Source organism: Pseudorhizobium sp. NPDC055634, assembly GCF_053618655.1.
Genome location: NZ_JBSHHW010000005.1, coordinates 47,192 through 64,690, shown reverse-complemented (window position 1 = coordinate 64,690; position 17,499 = coordinate 47,192). Strand labels below are relative to the sequence as shown.

Genomic DNA, 17,499 nt, shown 5'->3' with positions numbered 1-17,499 from the left:
GGGGTAATTCCAGGGAAGCAGGTCGCCATTGGCGGCTGTTTTTCGTTCCGCCGTGCATGCGGATGCGTACTCAATTCTGACTGGAGCACTAACATGAACATCAAGGGCCTTCTTCTCGGCTCCGCTGCTGCTCTCGCAGCAGTCTCTGGCGCACAGGCTGCCGATGCAATCATCGCTGCCGAGCCCGAGCCCATGGAATACGTTCGCGTCTGCGACGCATTCGGCACCGGCTACTTCTACATCCCGGGCACCGAAACCTGCCTCAAGGTTGGCGGTTACATCCGTTTCCAGGTTGACTTCGGCGAAAACATCTTCGGCGATGATGACTGGGATGCGTGGACGCGCGGCCGTCTTGCCGTCACCTCCAAGAGCGACACCGAGCTCGGTGAGCTGACCGGCTTCATCGCCATTCACGGCGACGCTTCCCGCGAGCTCGACTCCAGCGAAGTCGACTTCTACTTCGACGAAGTCTACCTGCAGCTCGGCGGCTTCAAGGCCGGTACCTACCTCAACTGGTGGGATGCCAACGATCTGCCGGGCGAACTGGACGATCTCGGTTCCAACCGCCTGACCTCGATCGCCTACATCTACACGGGCGACGCCTTCACGGCCGGCATCCAGCTGGACGAACTGACCAACGACGAACTGGTTGGCCTTGACGCCGATGGCGACGCCATCGTCGGCGGCGGCCAGAACCTCGGCCTCGAGGGTGTCGTTCAGGTTTCGATCGGCCCGGCCGCACTGGAAGTCCTCGGTTCGTACGACTTCGGCAACGAAGACGGCGCCGTCCGCGCGATCGCTTCGGCTGACGTCGGCCCCGGCACCTTCTACCTCGCAGGTATCTACTCCTCGGGCTACAATATCTACTTCAGCTCCGCTGAGTGGACCGTTGCTGCCGCCTATGCCTGGAATGCAACCGAGAAGCTTCAGATCATTCCGGAATTCCAGTACTTCTGGGGTTCGAGCTACGACGCTGAAGGCGATTTCGGCGGCGACGACTACTGGAAGGCCGGTGGTACGGTCAACTACACGATCGTCGAAGGCCTGGCATCGAAGGTTTCGGTTGCCTACGACGACTCGTCTGAAAACTGGGGCGGCCTCGTCCGTCTGCAGCGCGACTTCTGATCCTCGTCGATCAGGTTACGTGCTTGAAGGAGCCCGGCGGAAGCCGGGCTTTTTCGTTGCCGGGATGGGCGTTGTCCTGCGGCGGGAGGATCAGTTTTCGGCGAGGTTCACGCCGGGACGCTGCGGCGCGGGAGGCTCGGTGACCCGGCCGTAGCGCAGGTCTGCGACGATATCGGCACTCTGGCCGAGCCGTGCCTTGTAGACCTGGTAGTTTTCCATGATCCGCTGCACGTAGTTGCGGGTCTCGGGGAAGGGTATCCGCTCGATCCAGTCGATCACCTCGTCGATCGGCCTTCCCCGCGGGTCGCCGTAGCGGGCGATCCATTCGCTCACCCGTCGCGGGCCCGCATTGTAGGCAATGAAGGTGAGGATATAGGAGCCGCCGAAGGATTCGATCTGGTCACCGAGATAGTGCGCGCCGAGCGTGGCGTTGTAGCCGGGGTCGCTCGTCAGCCTTTCGGCCGCGTAGGAAAGCCCGTGCCGTTTCGCGACCGCCTTGGCGGTGCTCGGCAGCAGCTGCAGCAGGCCGCGGGCATTGGCGGGCGAGACGGCCGCCGGATTGAAGGCGCTTTCCTGTCGGGCGATGGAATAGGCGAGCGCCTTGCCGGAACCGGCAATGTTGGCGCCCGCAGGGATTGCCCCCATCGGGAAGGCGAGTGCGGCCACGTCCCGGCCCTTGTAGAAGGCCGACTTGCCGATCTGAAGCGCGAGGCTGTGGTCCTTCCTGCGCTCGGCCCGCTCGGAGAGGAGCGCGAGTTCGCCGGGGCTTTCCAGTTGCTCGGCAAGCGCCTCCAGCAGCATGGGGATGCGTTTCTCATGGCCGCTCGCCTCCAGCCGGTCGAGCGCGGCGACGGCGGCACGGCTGTTGAACCTGTTGCGGTCCTCATCGGTGGGCGAGGGCGCCTCCACCGAGAGTGCCGGCATGTCGAGACGTGCGGCGGCGAGCTGTCCGTAGAAGGTGCCGGAATAGGCCGCGGCGCTGCGGAAATGCGCTTCCGCCTCGCCGGACTGCTCCGCCTCGGCCGCCCGGCCGAGCCAGTAGAGCGCGCGCGATGCCGAGATCGGCCTGCTGGAGGCCTCGACGATTCGGCGGAAGTGGGTGGCGGCCTTCCGCGGATCCTTCAGGTTGCGCAGCGCATACCAGCCGGCATGGAATTCGGCATCGGCGATGTCCGCCGGCTTGGTGGCCGAATGTTCGGATACGATCGCATAGGCCGCCTCGTAATCTCCCTTGTCGGCAAGGCCACGGGCAATGATCCGCTGCTCGTTCCACCACTCGGAGGGATCGATGAGGCGCGCGGCGTCGCGCGGCGCCTTTGCAAGCAGCGCGGCGGCCTCGCGATACTTGTCCTTGCGGCGAAGCGCCTCGATCCGCAGGTAGAGGAAGGCCGGGTCGTCCTTCCAGGAGGGATCGACGGCCTTCAGGAGCGCCTCGGCATTTCCCGCCCCGTTTATCCTCGCGGCCCACGCATTGTAGAGGGACTGGGCCTCGCCCAGGCGCGAGAAGCGCTTCGCCTGGCTGACGCGGCCCCTGTACATCAGAAAGTCCATCCGGGCCTTGTGATCGGCCACCGTCAGGAGCGACGCGAACTCCTTGAGGATGCGGTTTTCAAGGGCGACATAGAGCACGTCGGACGTCCAGAGCCGGCGGATCGTGGCACCCGCTTCCTCGCCGCCGAGATCCATCTGGGCTTTTGCCCGCAGGTAGAGGCCCTCCGGCGTCTGCGGTTCGGCGGCCCGGAACTCGGCCATCACCCTTTCGGGGCCAGGGTTTTCGCGAAACAGGGCGCGTTCGTAGCGCAGGCGCAGATCGGTAAGTCCCGGCCAGTCCTTCAGTTCCTCGCGCGCCTCCTCGATATCCCCGGAGGAAACGCCCGGAAGGCCGGACATGGCGAGCGCCCAGGTCAGCATCTGGCGTTCCACCGAGCCGGCCTCCAGGCTGTCGCGCACGACGAATGCCCGCTTCACGTCATTGTCCGACAAAGCGTCCAGCCCGGCCTTCAGCACGGGTGCCGGCGCAAGGCGGCCGCCGCGCGAAGGGACCGTGATTTCGAGGGCCATGGGGAAGGCTGCGGCGGCGCTGTCCGGTCTCGCATAGGGCAGGGGAGCCGGGCCCTTCGGCAGGGGATCGGCGACCGCAAGGGGCCCCGAAAGACAAAGGCCGACTGCGGTCATCAACAGGACAGGCTTGTTCATGCGGCGACTCGCGACAAGAAAGCGATTCCTTATCTATATTAGCTACTTCGTAGATTAACGAAGGCTTACCAGCATCGTTGAAATTGCGCCCGGTCGGCGCCGCGGTTCACCATCAGAAATCGCGTCAGCATCCGCTTGTCGTCGCATTCCCACCGCTCTATTGTGCGCCACCTTAATCACGGAATGCGGCCGAAGCGTGAACTGCCGGCCGGTGGGAGTTTATGCATGTTCAAGGGATCGATGCCCGCACTCGTCACGCCTTTCACGGCGGAGGGAGCGGTGGACGAACGCGCTTTCGCCGATCATGTGGAATGGCAGATCGCCGAAGGCAGCAGCGGCCTTGTTCCCGTCGGTACGACCGGTGAATCCCCCACTCTTTCCCATGCGGAACACAAGCGTGTCGTCGAACTCTGCATCGAGGTTGCGGCCGGACGCGTTCCGGTGATCGCAGGCGCCGGCTCGAACAACACCCGGGAAGCGATCGAGCTTGGGACCCATGCCGAGAAGGCCGGCGCCGCCGCGCTCCTGGTCGTCACCCCCTATTACAACAAGCCTACCCAGAAGGGGCTTTTCGCCCATTTCTCCGCCATCGCCGAGGCCGTGTCGCTGCCGATCTTCATCTATAACATCCCGGGCCGCTCGGTGATCGACATGACGCCTGAAACCATGGGCGCGCTCGCAAAGGCCCACAGGAATATCGCCGGCGTCAAGGATGCCACGGGCAAGATCGAGCGCGTTTCGGAACAGCGCATCGCCTGTGGCAAGGATTTCATCCAGCTTTCCGGCGAAGACGCGACGGCCCTGGGCTTCAACGCCCATGGCGGCGTCGGATGCATCTCGGTCACGGCGAACGTCGCCCCGCGGCTCTGTGCCGAATTCCAGGCGGCGATGCTTGCCGGCGATTTCGCCAAGGCGCTGGAATACCAGGACCGGCTGATGCCGCTCCACAAGGCGATCTTCCTCGAGCCGGGCGTCTGCGGCGCCAAGCACGGGCTGTGGCGGACGCGAGGCGTCAACCGGACGGTCCGCTCGCCGCTGATGTCGTCGGTCGAGCCGTCGACGGAGGCCGCGATCGATGCGGCCCTTCGCCATGCGGGCCTCCTCAACTAGTCCGGGCTGCTTCACTTTCGTGCGCGCCCGCATTACATGACGCATGGCCCGGGAATGCCCTCCCGCGGCGATACCAGCTAGGGAAGGGCACGGTGGAGACAGATGGCCCCCAAAGGCAGCCAGAGAACGGTGAACAAGATTGTCGCGGAAAACCGCAAGGCCCGCTTCAACTATGAAATCATGGACACCTATGAGGCCGGCCTTGTCCTGACCGGGACGGAGGTCAAGTCGCTGCGCGAGGGAAAGGCGAACATCGCCGAGTCCTATGCGTCCGACGAAGGCGACGAGATCTGGCTAATCAACGCCTATCTCCCGGAATATCTCCAGGCCAACCGCTTCAATCACGAGCCGCGCCGCCGCCGCAAGCTCCTGCTCAGCAAGCGGGAGATCAACCGGCTGCGCTCGGGCATCAACCGGGAAGGCATGACGCTCGTGCCGCTCAAGGTCTATTTCAACGACCGCGGCAGGGCGAAGCTCGAACTGGCGCTCGCCAAGGGCAAGAAGCTCCACGACAAGCGGGAGACGGCGAAGGAGCGCGACTGGAACCGCCAGAAGAGCAGGCTCCTGAAGGAGAACTGAGACCGCCGCTTCCAGGCGGTCTCTCCCGGGCGCAGGCTTCGTCGCCACCTGGCGCCCCTGCGGCACGAGCGGGAACAAAAGCCCGGTCCTGCCGTTGTCGGCCACATTCTCACGTGAGCCGGTTCATGAAGCGCAAAACGATATTGACCTACGGCACCCTCGTCTTGGGTCTCGGCCTTGCGGGCTATCTCCTCTGGAATATCTTCAGCGAATACACCTGGGCTGACATCGTGCAGTCGGTTTCGGACATCCCCGCAGGCAACCTTGCGGCGGCCGGGGGCTTCTGTGCCGCGTCCTATCTCTGCCTCACCGGCTTCGACTGGGCCGGCGTGCGCTACGTGAAGAACGACCTCGCCTATCCGAAGATTGCGCTTGCCTCCTTCGTCAGCCTGTCCATCGGGCAGAGCGTCGGGCTGGCGGGCCTGAGCAGCGGCGGCCTCCGGTACCGCTATTACGCGCACTGGGGCATGAATGCCGAGGACGTGGCGAAGATCGTCCTACTTTCCGGTGTCACCGTCGGGATGGGCCTTGCGATGCTGACGGGCATCGTCATGCTGATCAACCCGGCCGATGCCGCCGAGGTGCTGCGCGTCAACGAGGCCACGGCCATGGCGATCGGCGCCGCCTGCCTGGCAACGGTTGCCGCCTATCTCGCGTTGGCGAGGTTCGCGAGGGCGCCCGTGCGGATCCGGAAGTGGACGTTCAAGATGCCGACGCTGCGGCTCGCCCTTGCTCAGGTGGTGATCGGGACGCTCAACTTCGCGCTGGTCGCCGCAGCCCTGCGGGAGGTGATGGCGGCCGCCTCCGACGTCAGCTACCTCAAGGCGGCGACGGCCTACGTGCTTGCCAATGTCGCGATCATCGTCACGCATGCGCCGGGCGGGCTCGGCGTGCTGGAGGCGACCGTGCGCCATGTGATGGGCGATCAGGCCTCGATCGGCTCGCTCGTCGCCTTCAGGGTCATCTACTTCCTCATTCCGCTGGCGATCGGCATTCCCGTCGCCCTGGTGACGGAGGCCGTGTTCCGTGCCCGCAAGCGGTCGTCGGCGGGAGCATCGACGGGGTCTCTTCAGAAGGCCGGATCGGCCGGGTGAGGAGAGGTCTCAGTCTGCCGAGGGTTCGCTCGGCTCCGCGGTCCTTTGCGGGCGCTCGGAAGGATCGCGACCGATCTCCGCCCTCAGCGAGGCGAGGTCGATGAAATGGTCGGACTGGCGGCGTAGGTCGTCGGCGATCATCGGCGGCTGCGTCGTCATGGTCGAGACGACGGACACCTTTCGGCCCTTGCGTTGCAGCGCCTCCACCAGCGTGGTGAAATCGCCGTCGCCCGAAAACAGCACGAGATGGTCGACGGTTTCGGACTGCTCCATCGCATCGATCGCGAGCTCGATGTCCATGTTGCCCTTGATCTTCCGGCGCCCCATGGAATCGGTGAATTCCTTGGCGGGCTTCGTGACGACCTTGTAGCCGTTGTAGTCGAGCCAATCGATCAGGGGACGGATGGAGGAGTATTCCTGATCCTCGATCAGGGCGGTGTAGTAATAGGCCCGCAGCAGATAGCCGCGCTTCTGGAAGGCCTTGAGCAGCTTGCGGTAGTCGATGTCGAAGCCGAGGCTTTTTGAGGCGGCGTAGAGATTCGCACCGTCTATGAAGAGCGCAATCTTCTCTCTGGGGTCGAACATTTTTCCTCCGTCAGGTTTTATCGTTGCCTGGCTGTGCAGGGTTGCATCGTCCCGTCGGGGGAGACGGTGGGATGAATAATGTCTGGGTAAATTACGAATACTTGATATAACCGCATTTACGGCACGATTCGGATTTCTCCAAGGACTTTGAAGTCACAGGCCTTCCGCGCCGCGGCACGAAGGCGGCGATCTGGCGGGTCGCCGATCAGGAAAAACTTGAATTCGCCGGTCAATCCCTGTATCGGGCGTCTGAATTCCCGAGATAACGACCGCAAAGGACAGGCAATGGCCCGTGTCACCGTAGAAGATTGCATCGATAAAGTCGACAACCGCTTTGAGCTCGTGCTTCTGGCCAGTCATCGTGCACGTCAGATCTCGCAGGGTGCGTCGATCACGGTAGACCGCGACAACGACAAGAACCCGGTTGTCGCTCTGCGCGAGATCGCCGACGAGACCCTGTCGCCCGACGACCTCAAGGAAGACCTCATCCACTCCTTGCAGAAGCATGTCGAGGTTGACGAGCCCGAGCACGACGCGTCGTCGCTCCTGCCAGCCAATGCCGGCGCCACGAGCGGCGCGGCAGGCGGCGAGGAAGAGGAAGATGCTCCGGAAGCCGTGACCTTCGACCAGATGTCGGAAGAAGAGCTCCTGGCCGGCATCGAAGGACTTGTTCCGCCGGAAAAGAGCGACGATTACTAATCGTTCATCTTCTGGCCTCAAAAAAGCTTATCTGAATTAAGATGGCCGCGCCGGTGTCAATCCGGCGCGCCTTTTCGTTTTTCTAGTAAGGATCGTTTCCGGCATGATGCGGCAATATGAGCTTGTTGAGCGGGTTCAGAAGTACAAGCCCGATGCCAACGAAGCTCTGCTCAACAAGGCCTATGTCTATGCGATGCAGAAGCACGGGCAGCAGAGGCGCGCGAGCGGCGATCCCTATATCTCGCATCCGCTGGAAGTCGCGGCCATCCTCACCGACATGCATCTCGACGAGTCGACGATCGCAGTCGCCCTGCTGCACGACACGATCGAGGATACGACGGCGACGCGTGCCGAGATCGACGAGCTCTTCGGGGAGGATATCGGTCGCCTCGTCGAGGGGCTGACGAAGCTCAAGAGGCTCGATCTCGTCACCAAGAAGGCAAAGCAGGCGGAGAACCTCCGCAAGCTGCTGCTGGCCATTTCCGACGACGTGCGCGTCCTGCTCGTCAAGCTGGCCGACCGGCTCCACAACATGCGCACGCTGGAGCACATGAACCCGGAGAAGCGGGCGAGGATATCCGAGGAAACCATGGATATCTACGCGCCGCTTGCCGGGCGCATGGGTATGCAGGATGTCCGCGACGAACTGGAAGACCTGTCCTTCCGCTACCTGAACCCCGAAGCCTACGAGACGGTGACGAACCGGCTTGCGGAGCTTTCGACGCGAAACGAAGGCCTGATCACCAAGATCGAGGACGAACTTCGCGATCTCCTGGTGGCGAACGGCCTGACCGATGCGGTCGTGAAGGGCCGCCAGAAGAGGCCCTATTCCGTCTTCCGCAAGATGCAGTCGAAGTCGCTGTCGTTCGAGCAGCTGTCCGACGTCTATGGCTTCCGCATCATTGTTGGCGACGTGCCGGCCTGCTACCGGGCTCTCGGCATCGTCCACACCCGCTGGCGTGTCGTTCCGGGCCGGTTCAAGGATTATATCTCGACGCCGAAGCAGAACGACTACCGGTCGATCCACACGACCATCGTCGGTCCCTCGCGCCAGCGCATCGAGCTGCAGATCCGCACCAAGCGCATGCACGAGATCGCCGAATACGGTATCGCGGCCCACGCGCTCTACAAGGACGGCGGCGCCAACGAACTCCTCTCCAAGGAGTCCAGCGCCTATTCATGGCTGCGCCATACGATCGAGGCGCTCTCGGAAGGCGATAACCCGGAAGAGTTCCTCGAGCACACTAAGCTCGAGCTTTTCCAGGACCAGGTCTTCTGCTTCACCCCGAAGGGCAAGCTGATCGCCCTGCCGCGGGGCGCGACGCCGATCGACTTCGCCTATGCCGTCCACACCAATATCGGCGACACCACGGTCGGGGCCAAGATCAACGGCCGCATCATGCCGCTGGTGACCCGGCTGAACAACGGCGACGAGGTCGAGATCATCCGTTCCGGCGTGCAGGTTCCGCCCGCCGCCTGGGAGGAGATCGTCGTGACCGGCAAGGCGCGCGCCGCCATCCGCCGGGCGACGCGCATGGCCATCCGCAAGCAATATGCCGGCCTCGGCTACCGGATACTCGAGCGCACCTTCGACCGCGCCGGCAAGATCTTCTCCCGCGAGGGCCTGAAGCCCGCGCTCCATCGCCTCGGCCAGAAGGACGTGGAGGACGCGATCGCCGCCGTCGGTCGCGGCGAGCTGTCGTCGCTCGACGTCATGCGTGCGGTCTATCCCGACTACAAGGACGAGCGCGTGACCGTGAAGCCGTCGACCGACGAGGGCTGGTTCAACGTGCGCAGCGTCTCCGGCATGATGTTCCGCGTCCCGAGCCGCTCGGCGGGCGATGCCGGGAGCGAAGGACACGAACGTTCTCCCGTTCCCATCCGCGGCCTCTCCAGCAGCATGCAGGTGAAGTTCGCGCCGAACGGGGCCGTGCCGGGCGACCGCATCGTCGGCATCATGGAAGAGGGGGGACGGATCACCATCTATCCGATCCAGGCGCCCGCGCTGCAGCACTTCGACGACCAGCCGGAACGCTGGATCGACGTGCGTTGGGACCTCGACGACGACAACAAGTCCCGGTTCACGGCGCGGATACTGATGAACGCCCTGAACGAGCCGGGCACGCTTGCAACGGTCGCCCAGACCATCGCCGGTCTCGACATCAACATCCGCAACCTCGACATGGGCCGCGTCGCCGCAGACTTCTCCGAAATCGTCATCGATGTCGAAGTATGGGATCTCCGCCAGCTCAACCAGCTGCTCACCCAGCTCAAGGACCTCGACTGCATCTCGACGGTCAAGCGCCTCTACGACTGAGCCTTCTCCTGCTTCGTCGGCATGCCGGCAGAGCAGGGCAGGCGCAATCTCTCTGCATTGGTGGACGGACGCGAATGTCCCCATATTGGCGCGGGAGGTTATCGGTTTAGAGAGAAGAAGATGTTTGGACCCGTCAAGAGAGTGGCCCGCGCACTGCGGGGCCGGAGCGTCGAAGAGCGCGAACTCGCATACCTGAACGATTCCGTCGATCGCGTTGACCTGGAATACCGCCAGCGCCAGATCGATCGCGGCCTGTTCCGCAAGGGTTTCTAGAGCGCTTCCCCGCGCCGGTTTCAGGTGGCATCCCGTCGCCGCCGCGCGGCTGATGCGACGACGCGCTTGACGTTGCGTTCCTCAATGCTCAATTCATGGGCCTGAAGCATCCGCATACGCCGGGACCCCTCCCGGAAGGAGGGGCCGTGATCATAGGCATGGGCAGCGACCTGATCGACATCCGTCGCATCGAGAAGTCTCTGGAAAGGTTCGGGGAGCGGTTCACCCAGCGCTGCTTTACCGAAATCGAGCAGGCGAAGTCGGACCGCCGGCGCAATCGCGCCGCCTCCTACGCGAAGCGCTTCGCCGCCAAGGAAGCCTGTTCGAAGGCGCTGGGCACCGGTCTTGCGCAGGGCGTGTTCTGGAAGGACATGGGCGTCGTCAACCTGCCGAGCGGAAAGCCGACCATGGCGCTCACGGGCGGGGCGGCCGCCGTTCTGGCCGAGCTGATGCCGCCCGGCCACCAGGCCGTGATCCACCTCACCATCACCGACGAATACCCTTACGCGCAGGCCTTTGTCGTCATCGAAGCCCGCCCGGCGACCGATTGAACCATTGCCGCCGCCCGGCGAAGGGGCTAGAGAGTGCCACACACCCGCAAGAAGTGACCGAAGAGAAAGACCGCCAGTGTCCGACAGAGCCGACAAGAAGCAGCAAAGCGCCCTCTGGGAAAACATCAAGGTGATCATCCAGGCGCTGCTGCTGGCGATGGTGATCCGCACCGTCTTTTTTCAGCCGTTCACCATTCCGTCCGGTTCGATGATGCCGACGCTTCTTGTCGGCGACTACATCTTCGTCAACAAGTTCGCCTACGGCTATTCGAAATACTCGCTCCCCTTCTCGCCGGATATTTTCGACGGCCGGATCTTCGCCAGCGAGCCGGAGCGCGGCGACGTCGTCGTCTTCCGCCTGCCGACGGACACGGACGTGGACTACATCAAGCGGGTCGTCGGTCTTCCGGGTGACCGCATCCAGGTCCTGAACGGCGTGCTCCATATCAATGGCGAGCCGGTCAGTCGCCAGGCGAACGGCGGCTTCACCTCCGACTACCGCCTCGATCCCGGCTCCGACGTCCCGGTCTTCCGCGAGACGCTGGACAACGGCGTCTCCTACGACACGCTGGACCAGGTGCCGAACTCGCGCGGCGACGACACCCGCGAATTCATCGTCCCCGAGGGCCATTACTTCTTCATGGGCGACAACCGCGACAATTCGCTGGACAGCCGTTTCGACGTCGGCTTCGTGCCCGCCGAGAACCTGATCGGCCGTGCCTCGATCATCTTCTTCTCCGTCGGCAACGACACGTCCTTCCGCGAATTCTGGAAGTGGCCGGCCAACATGCGCTGGGACCGCCTCTTCAAGGGTGTCGAGTGAATGAAGGCGAAGGCGCTTTCGGCTGACGACAGGTCGAAGCTCGAGGAACTGATCGGCCATCAATTCTCCGACAAGCAGCGGCTCGACCGCGCGCTGACGCATGCGAGCACCGGCTCGGCCAAGGCGTCGAACTACGAGCGGCTCGAGTTCCTGGGCGACCGGGTGCTCGGCCTCTGCGTCGCGGAAATGCTCTTCCAGACCTTTCCGGCGGCGACCGAGGGAGAGCTGTCGGTCCGTCTCAACCAGCTCGTCAGCGCCGAAAGCTGCGCGCAGGTGGCCGACGAACTCCACCTCCACCGGTTCATCCGCACCGGCGCCGACGTTAAGAAGCTGACCGGCACCCGGATGTTGAATGTCCGTGCCGATGTGGTCGAAAGCCTGATTGCCGCGCTCTATCTCGACGGCGGGCTGGATGCCGCACGCCAGTTCATCCTGCGCAACTGGAAGGAACGCGCGGCGCGGGCCGACGGCGCCCGGCGGGATGCCAAGACCGAACTGCAGGAATGGGCGCATGCGAAATTCGCCGTGACGCCTTCCTACCATGTCGAAGACCGCAGCGGACCGGATCACGACCCTCGCTTCACGGTGAGGGTGGAGGTCAGGGGAGTGGCGCCCGAAACGGGCATCGACCGCTCCAAGCGCGCCGCCGAGCAGGTGGCCGCCACGAAAATGCTTGAACGCGAAGGCGTATGGCAGAAGAATTCTGCCGAAGGTTGATTGGGATTATGACAGATAACGAGAACATCACCGCTTCCGAAACCGACGCAGCCGGAACCCGCTCAGGTTTCGTGGCGCTCATCGGCCCGACGAATGCGGGCAAGTCGACGCTGCTGAACCGTCTGGTCGGCGCCAAGGTATCGATCGTCAGCCACAAGGTCCAGACGACGCGGGCGATCGTCCGCGGCATCGCGATCCACGATAACGCGCAGATCGTCTTCATGGATACGCCCGGCATCTTCAAGCCGAGACGCCGCCTGGACCGTGCGATGGTGACGTCCGCATGGGGCGGCGCCAGGGATGCCGATGTCATTATGCTGCTGATCGACAGCGAGCGCGGCCTGCGCGGTGACGCGGAGGCCATCCTGGAGGGGCTGAAGGAGGTCAAGCAGCCCAAGATCCTGGTGCTGAACAAGATCGACCGGGTGAAGGCGGAGGATCTGCTCAAGCTTGCGGCCACCGCGAACGAAGCGGTCGAGTTCGAGCGCACCTTCATGATTTCCGCGACCACCGGCTCGGGCTGCGAGGACCTGATGGACTTCCTCGCCGAACGCCTGCCGGAAGGACCGTGGTACTACCCCGAGGACCAGATATCGGACCTGCCGATGCGCCAGCTCGCCGCGGAGATTACTCGCGAGAAGCTCTTCCTGCGCCTTCACCAGGAACTCCCCTACGCCTCCCACGTGGAGACGGAGAAGTGGGAAGAGCGCAAGGACGGCTCCGTCCGCATCGAACAGGTCATCTACGTGGAGCGCGAGAGCCAGAAGAAGATCGCTCTCGGCAAGGGCGGCGAGGCCATCAAGGCGATCTCGACGGCCGCCCGCAAGGAGCTGTCCGAGATCCTTGAACAGCCCGTCCACCTCTTCCTCTTCGTCAAGGTCCGCGAAAACTGGGGCGACGATCCCGCCCGCTTCCGCGAAATGGGGCTCGAATTCCCGAAGGGCTGAGGCCGGCTATTTCTGCCGGTCCATCAGCGCCTTCACCTCGAGGTAGCGCCGGCGGTTCTCCGGCTCCTGCTCGTTTTCCGAATAGCATGTGTCGGAGATGCAGAAGCGGGTGAGGGCAAGGGGAGGCGTCGCGCTGCCGAACTCGCAGACGATCTCGTTGGTGAAATCGCTCTGCTGGGGATTTTCGCGGGTGGAATAGGTCAGCCTTGCGCCGGGCGGATCGAGCTCGGGAAAGGACTGGACCACTCCGGTCTTGATCGCGGGAACGAGAAGGAAGTTCTGGGCCACGGAAACGCAGGCCTTTTCCAGGTCCGGAGACTGGGCGAGGGCCAGGGTCGGGGAGGCGGCGATCAGGAAGGCGAACGGAAGATACTTCATGGAAGCTCCTGGGGTCGGAATTCGCCGGGGCAATTCCGCAGCCCCGCACTTTGTTCCCGCCAGGGCCGATAATGTGGCGAGAAATGTGATTCGGCAGCAGGGACTTATCGGCTAGAATTGAAGCCGTCGGTAAAGCGGTCCAGATATCGATGCAGTGGCAGGACGAGGCGATCATAATCGGGGTCAAGCGCCACGGCGAGACAAGCGTCATCGCCGAGGTGATGACGCGCTCGCGCGGCCGGCATCTCGGCCTTGTCCGCTCCGGCCGATCGCGCAGCATGCAGCCCGTCCTCCAGCCCGGAAATCGCGTCGAAGCGGTCTGGCGGGCGAGGCTCGACGAACATCTCGGCGAATTCAAGCTGGAGCCGCTGCGCCTGCGGGCCGCCCGGCTGATGGAGCGGGCGACGTCGGTCTATGCCGTGCAGGCCATGGGCGCCCTCCTGCGGCTCCTTCCGGAGCGTGACCCCCATCCGCACCTCTACGAGGCGCTCGACGTCATCCTGGAGACGATGGACGACCCCGCCGACGCCGGCGAACTGTTCATCCGCTTCGAACTGGCGATCCTCAACGACCTCGGCTACGGCCTCGACCTGACGGAATGCGCCGCCACCGGCTCGCTGGAGGACCTGCGATACGTCTCGCCGAAGTCCGGTCGGGCGGTCTGCGGCGCGGCGGGCGCTCCCTATGCGGACCGTCTTCTAGCGCTGCCGGGCTTTCTGCGCGACGGCGCGACGAACGCGGCCGATGCCGCCAGCATGGCCCAGGCCTTCCGGCTCACCGGCTTCTTCCTCCATCGACACATCTACGAGCCGCGCGGGATCGTCGAGAACGCCGCACGCGACGGCTTCGTCCAGGCGGCCCTCAAGGCGCTGGCGCTCGACGAGGAAAAGCGGGCCGGCTGATCAGGCGGGCTGGGCCTCGGGCAGGGGGCGCGTCACCGCCTTCTCGCGGATCGGCCAGTGAACGATCGCGGCGAACAGGCCGAGCACCACGCCGAACCACCAGACCGGATCGTAGGAGCCGAAGCGGTCGTAGAGATAGCCGCCCATCCAGACACCGAGGAACGACCCGACCTGGTGGGAGAGGAACACGATGCCGCCGAGCATACCGAGATGACGTGTGCCGAACATGATCGCCACCAGCGCGTTCGTCGGCGGCACGGTGGAGAGCCACAGAAGCCCCATGACGATCGAGAACACGATGACGGAGAACGGCGACTGCGGAAGCAGGAGGAAGGCCGTCACCGCGATCGACCGGCCGATATAGATATAGGCGAGGAAATGCGGCTTCGAGTAATGCTGGCCGATCACCCCGGCCGCCAGTGAGCCGATGATGTTGAAGAAGCCGATCAGCGCCATGGCGATCACCGCATAGCTGGCCGCAATGCCGATATCGCCGAGATAGGCCGGGAAATGGGCCGTGATGAACGCCACCTGGAAGCCGCAGACGAAGAAGCCGCTGACGAGAAGAAGGTAGCTCTGGTGGCCGAACGCTTCGCGCAGCGCCTCGCCGGTGGTCTGCTTGAACTCCGCCTGCGACTGCGTGCCGGAGGAGGCGTTGCCGCGCAGGGGATAAGCGAGAAGCGGCACGAGCAGCATCAGCCCGGCCATGATCACGAGGCTGTCCGACCATCCGTAGGTGGAGATCAGGCCCTGGCTCAGCGGGGCGAACAGGAACATGCCCGCCGATCCCGCGGCCGTTCCGATGCCGAATGCGAAGGACCGCTGCTGCGGCGTCACGTTGCGCGCGAATGCCGACAGGATGACGCCGAACGAACCGGCCGCGACCGCAAGTCCCACAAGCACGCCGCCGCCGATATAGAGCCCCACGATCGACGTCCCAGTCGCCATGAGGACGAGGCCGACCGCGTAGAGGACGCCGGAGAGCGCGAGCATGCGGCCCGTGCCGTACCTGTCGGCGAGCGCCCCGAAGATCGGCTGGCCAAGACCCCAGCTCAGGTTCTGGACGGCCATGGCGAGTCCGAAGGTCGAGCGGTCCCAGCCGGTATCGGCAAGCATGGGAAGCTGGAAGAAGCCCATGGCCGAGCGCGGCCCGAAGGTCAGGACGGCAATCAGCGAACCGGCGACGATGATCAGCCAGGGCATCGGGTTGTGTTGGGCGGGCTGCGTCATCGGATCGCTCCAGCTTGAGTCACGTCAGGCACCATATCGCCGCGGCGGATGGCGACAAAGTCAGTTTTCCTCAGTCATTCATCATCGAAATTGATGGATGTCAGAGTTCGCCGGGCGGGTCGATCTTCACAGCGCGGCGCCCCGACCGCGCTTCCCGGTAGATGGTGAAGAGGCCCGCGGCGACGACGATGATCGAGCCGGCGACCATGTTGAAGCCGAGTGTCTCGCCGTAGATGAAGACGCCGATCATGGTGACCAGAACCAACTGCAGGTAGGACATCGACTGGACGATCACCGCGTCGATGTAGTCGAAGGCGCGGATCAGCAGGTAATGCCCGGCCACGCCCAGGACGCAGAGGAGAAGCATCAGCCAGCCGTCGTTGCCTTCGAAGCTCGTCCAGTAGAACGGCCCGATGAGCGAGATCGCCACCGCCCCGGCAACCCCGGTGTAGAAGAAGCTGGTATTGGCGGTGTCGGTGCGGCTCGCAAGCCGCGTGGTGATGGAATAGAGGCTGTAGATGACGGCGCCGGCGATCGGCAGCAGCAGGCCGACGTCGAAGCCGCCCGCTTCCGGCTTGAGGATGAGGAGCACGCCGAGAAAGCCGACGCCGATCGCGGTCCAGCGGCGCCAGCCGACGCGCTCGCCCAGAAGCGGCATGGACAGGAGCGCCACCATCAGCGGGGCCGACTGGAAGATCGCCTGGCTCTGGGCAAGGCCGACGACGGCAAAGGCGGTTATGGCGACGACGATCTGGGCGGCGAGCAGCACGCCGCGAAAGACCTGCAGCCAAGGTCGCGGCGTGGTCGCCGTGCCCCTTATCCCCCCGCGGGAGCGGCTCGCGAAGGCCAGGGCGAAGGCCGCGAAGGCCCAGTAGCGCATCATGGCGATGAAGACGGCCGGATAGTTGTCGGCAAGATGCTTGGAAACACCGTCCTGGATGGAGAAGATCGTCACCGCCATCAGCGCGAAGACGAGACCGGTCGCCCGAGATGTCATGTAGAATGCAGTCCCTGAAGAGCCGCCGGGCTATCCCCCGCTACGGCCATGAACGGAGGAGGCAGGTTGTCTGACAACTCCGCGATCGAGGATACCGATCACCCGATCTCTGGCAAGGGCAGATTCAGCGTCTTTTTAACTGCCAGGGCATTTCCTTGCGCGATATCACCCGGACTTCTTCGCCGAGGCGGATGCGGCCGGTCTGGCGCGGCACGGCGTTCCAGCCGAAGAGCGGGCCGGGAACCCGGCGGTCCGCCGACATGCGGATGCGCCCCATGGCCGCCATCGGGCTTGCGACTTCGCGCGAGCCGGTCTGCTGGTCCTGTGTCGTCATGATGCAGCGGGCGCAGGGCTTGACCAGATCGAAGGTGATGCCCGCGATCTCGACCGCGTCCCAGCCGTCCTCCGCCCAGGCTTCGTCGGTCTCGACGACGATGTTCGGGCGGAAGCGCTCCATGCCGATCTCGCCCTCGCCATGCGCGCGCATGTCGGCATTGATCGCCGCAAGCGAGGCAGTCGTGGTGATCAGCACCTGGTATCCGTCCGCGAAGGTCACCGGCGTGTCCTCGCCCGCCCAGTCGCTGCTGGCCGTGCGGCGGGACTGGTTGTCGAAGAAGACGAGCCGCACGTCCCGCCCCAGCCAGCGGGAAAGCGTCCTGTTCGCCTCCTCGCCGGCAACCGCCGCCGAAACCGGGGATTTCCACACGACGACGTCCATGCGCCGGGCCGGATCGGGCCTGTCGACCGTGATGCTTTCCGCGCCGTCCATCCCGATCTCGACCGAGGATGCCTGCGGCGTGACGCGGAGGCGGGCAAGCGCCGGCAGTTCGCGCTGGGTGATGAACATGCCGTCTGGACCCGTCACCATCATAACGCGGTCGCCTGGAATGCCGGCCGGGCCGATTTCGGCCTCCGTCAAGGCGATCCCGCGGCCGCTCTTCAGGGGGTAGACGTTGAGTTCGCTGACCTTCATGGA

Annotated in this window: 18 protein-coding genes; 12 read left to right on the top strand and 6 right to left on the bottom strand. The window is 64.3% G+C overall.

Going from position 1 to position 17,499, the window contains the following annotated elements:
• Window positions 1–93 precede the first annotated feature (93 nt).
• On the top strand, window positions 94–1,125 hold the full coding sequence (locus tag ACWGPT_RS09790; RefSeq protein ID WP_452605404.1) for a porin: 1,032 nt from the start codon (window positions 94–96) through the stop codon (window positions 1,123–1,125).
• A 90-nt stretch (window positions 1,126–1,215) separates the two neighbouring features.
• On the opposite strand, the gene ACWGPT_RS09785 is transcribed toward ACWGPT_RS09790, so the two are convergent.
• Window positions 1,216–3,321 (bottom strand): lytic transglycosylase domain-containing protein, encoded by a 2,106-nt coding sequence (locus ACWGPT_RS09785; protein WP_452605403.1) that lies wholly within the window; start codon window positions 3,319–3,321, stop codon window positions 1,216–1,218.
• Between the two features lie 225 nt (window positions 3,322–3,546).
• Here ACWGPT_RS09785 and dapA point away from each other — a divergent pair, with 225 nt between their 5' ends.
• The 3 genes from dapA (at window position 3,547) to ACWGPT_RS09770 (ending at window position 6,104) form a co-directional block, all read left to right on the top strand.
• Window positions 3,547–4,431 (top strand): 4-hydroxy-tetrahydrodipicolinate synthase, encoded by an 885-nt coding sequence (gene dapA, locus ACWGPT_RS09780; RefSeq protein WP_452605402.1) that lies wholly within the window; start codon window positions 3,547–3,549, stop codon window positions 4,429–4,431.
• Window positions 4,432–4,533: 102 nt separating this feature from the next.
• Complete coding sequence (gene smpB, locus ACWGPT_RS09775; protein WP_452605401.1) at window positions 4,534–5,010, top strand: SsrA-binding protein SmpB; 477 nt, start codon at window positions 4,534–4,536, stop codon at window positions 5,008–5,010.
• 125 nt (window positions 5,011–5,135) lie between these two features.
• Window positions 5,136–6,104, top strand: a complete 969-nt coding sequence (locus ACWGPT_RS09770) for a lysylphosphatidylglycerol synthase transmembrane domain-containing protein (protein WP_452605400.1) — start codon at window positions 5,136–5,138, stop codon at window positions 6,102–6,104.
• 9 nt (window positions 6,105–6,113) lie between these two features.
• Here ACWGPT_RS09770 and ACWGPT_RS09765 read toward each other — a convergent pair whose 3' ends face one another.
• On the bottom strand, window positions 6,114–6,689 hold the full coding sequence (locus tag ACWGPT_RS09765; protein ID WP_452605399.1) for a LabA-like NYN domain-containing protein: 576 nt from the start codon (window positions 6,687–6,689) through the stop codon (window positions 6,114–6,116).
• Between the two features lie 285 nt (window positions 6,690–6,974).
• Here ACWGPT_RS09765 and rpoZ point away from each other — a divergent pair, with 285 nt between their 5' ends.
• The 7 genes from rpoZ (at window position 6,975) to era (ending at window position 13,016) form a co-directional block, all read left to right on the top strand.
• Window positions 6,975–7,388, top strand: a complete 414-nt coding sequence (rpoZ, locus tag ACWGPT_RS09760; protein WP_452605398.1) for a DNA-directed RNA polymerase subunit omega — start codon at window positions 6,975–6,977, stop codon at window positions 7,386–7,388.
• 103 nt (window positions 7,389–7,491) lie between these two features.
• Window positions 7,492–9,705, top strand: a complete 2,214-nt coding sequence (locus ACWGPT_RS09755; RefSeq protein WP_452605397.1) for a RelA/SpoT family protein — start codon at window positions 7,492–7,494, stop codon at window positions 9,703–9,705.
• 120 nt (window positions 9,706–9,825) lie between these two features.
• Window positions 9,826–9,978, top strand: a complete 153-nt coding sequence (locus tag ACWGPT_RS09750) for a DUF3563 family protein (protein ID WP_452605396.1) — start codon at window positions 9,826–9,828, stop codon at window positions 9,976–9,978.
• A gap of 146 nt (window positions 9,979–10,124) precedes the next feature.
• Complete coding sequence (gene acpS, locus ACWGPT_RS09745) at window positions 10,125–10,529, top strand: holo-ACP synthase (protein WP_452605395.1); 405 nt, start codon at window positions 10,125–10,127, stop codon at window positions 10,527–10,529.
• A gap of 76 nt (window positions 10,530–10,605) precedes the next feature.
• On the top strand, window positions 10,606–11,352 hold the full coding sequence (gene lepB / locus ACWGPT_RS09740) for a signal peptidase I (RefSeq protein ID WP_452605394.1): 747 nt from the start codon (window positions 10,606–10,608) through the stop codon (window positions 11,350–11,352).
• Window positions 11,353–12,069: a ribonuclease III gene (rnc, locus tag ACWGPT_RS09735; RefSeq protein ID WP_452605393.1), complete on the top strand. Its 717-nt coding sequence runs from the start codon at window positions 11,353–11,355 to the stop codon at window positions 12,067–12,069.
• Between the two features lie 8 nt (window positions 12,070–12,077).
• On the top strand, window positions 12,078–13,016 hold the full coding sequence (gene era, locus ACWGPT_RS09730; protein WP_452605392.1) for a GTPase Era: 939 nt from the start codon (window positions 12,078–12,080) through the stop codon (window positions 13,014–13,016).
• A gap of 6 nt (window positions 13,017–13,022) precedes the next feature.
• Here the strand turns inward: era and ACWGPT_RS09725 are convergent, their stop codons facing one another.
• The gene (locus tag ACWGPT_RS09725) at window positions 13,023–13,394 is read right to left on the bottom strand and encodes a hypothetical protein (RefSeq protein WP_452605391.1); all 372 of its coding nucleotides are present in this window, start codon (window positions 13,392–13,394) and stop codon (window positions 13,023–13,025) included.
• A 149-nt stretch (window positions 13,395–13,543) separates the two neighbouring features.
• On the opposite strand from ACWGPT_RS09725, the gene recO reads away from it, so the two are divergent.
• Entirely contained in the window at window positions 13,544–14,296 is a 753-nt protein-coding gene (recO, locus tag ACWGPT_RS09720; protein ID WP_452605390.1) for a DNA repair protein RecO, read from the top strand.
• Here recO and ACWGPT_RS09715 read toward each other — a convergent pair whose 3' ends face one another.
• From ACWGPT_RS09715 to ACWGPT_RS09705, 3 genes are all read right to left on the bottom strand, one after another.
• Window positions 14,297–15,526, bottom strand: a complete 1,230-nt coding sequence (locus tag ACWGPT_RS09715; RefSeq protein WP_452605389.1) for an MFS transporter — start codon at window positions 15,524–15,526, stop codon at window positions 14,297–14,299.
• Between the two features lie 100 nt (window positions 15,527–15,626).
• A complete protein-coding gene (locus tag ACWGPT_RS09710; RefSeq protein WP_452605388.1) occupies window positions 15,627–16,523 on the bottom strand; it encodes a DMT family transporter in 897 nt (298 codons plus the stop codon).
• Window positions 16,524–16,647: 124 nt separating this feature from the next.
• Window positions 16,648–17,496, bottom strand: coding sequence for an MOSC domain-containing protein (locus tag ACWGPT_RS09705; protein ID WP_452605387.1), 849 nt, complete (start codon window positions 17,494–17,496; stop codon window positions 16,648–16,650).
• Window positions 17,497–17,499: the final 3 nt, after the last annotated feature.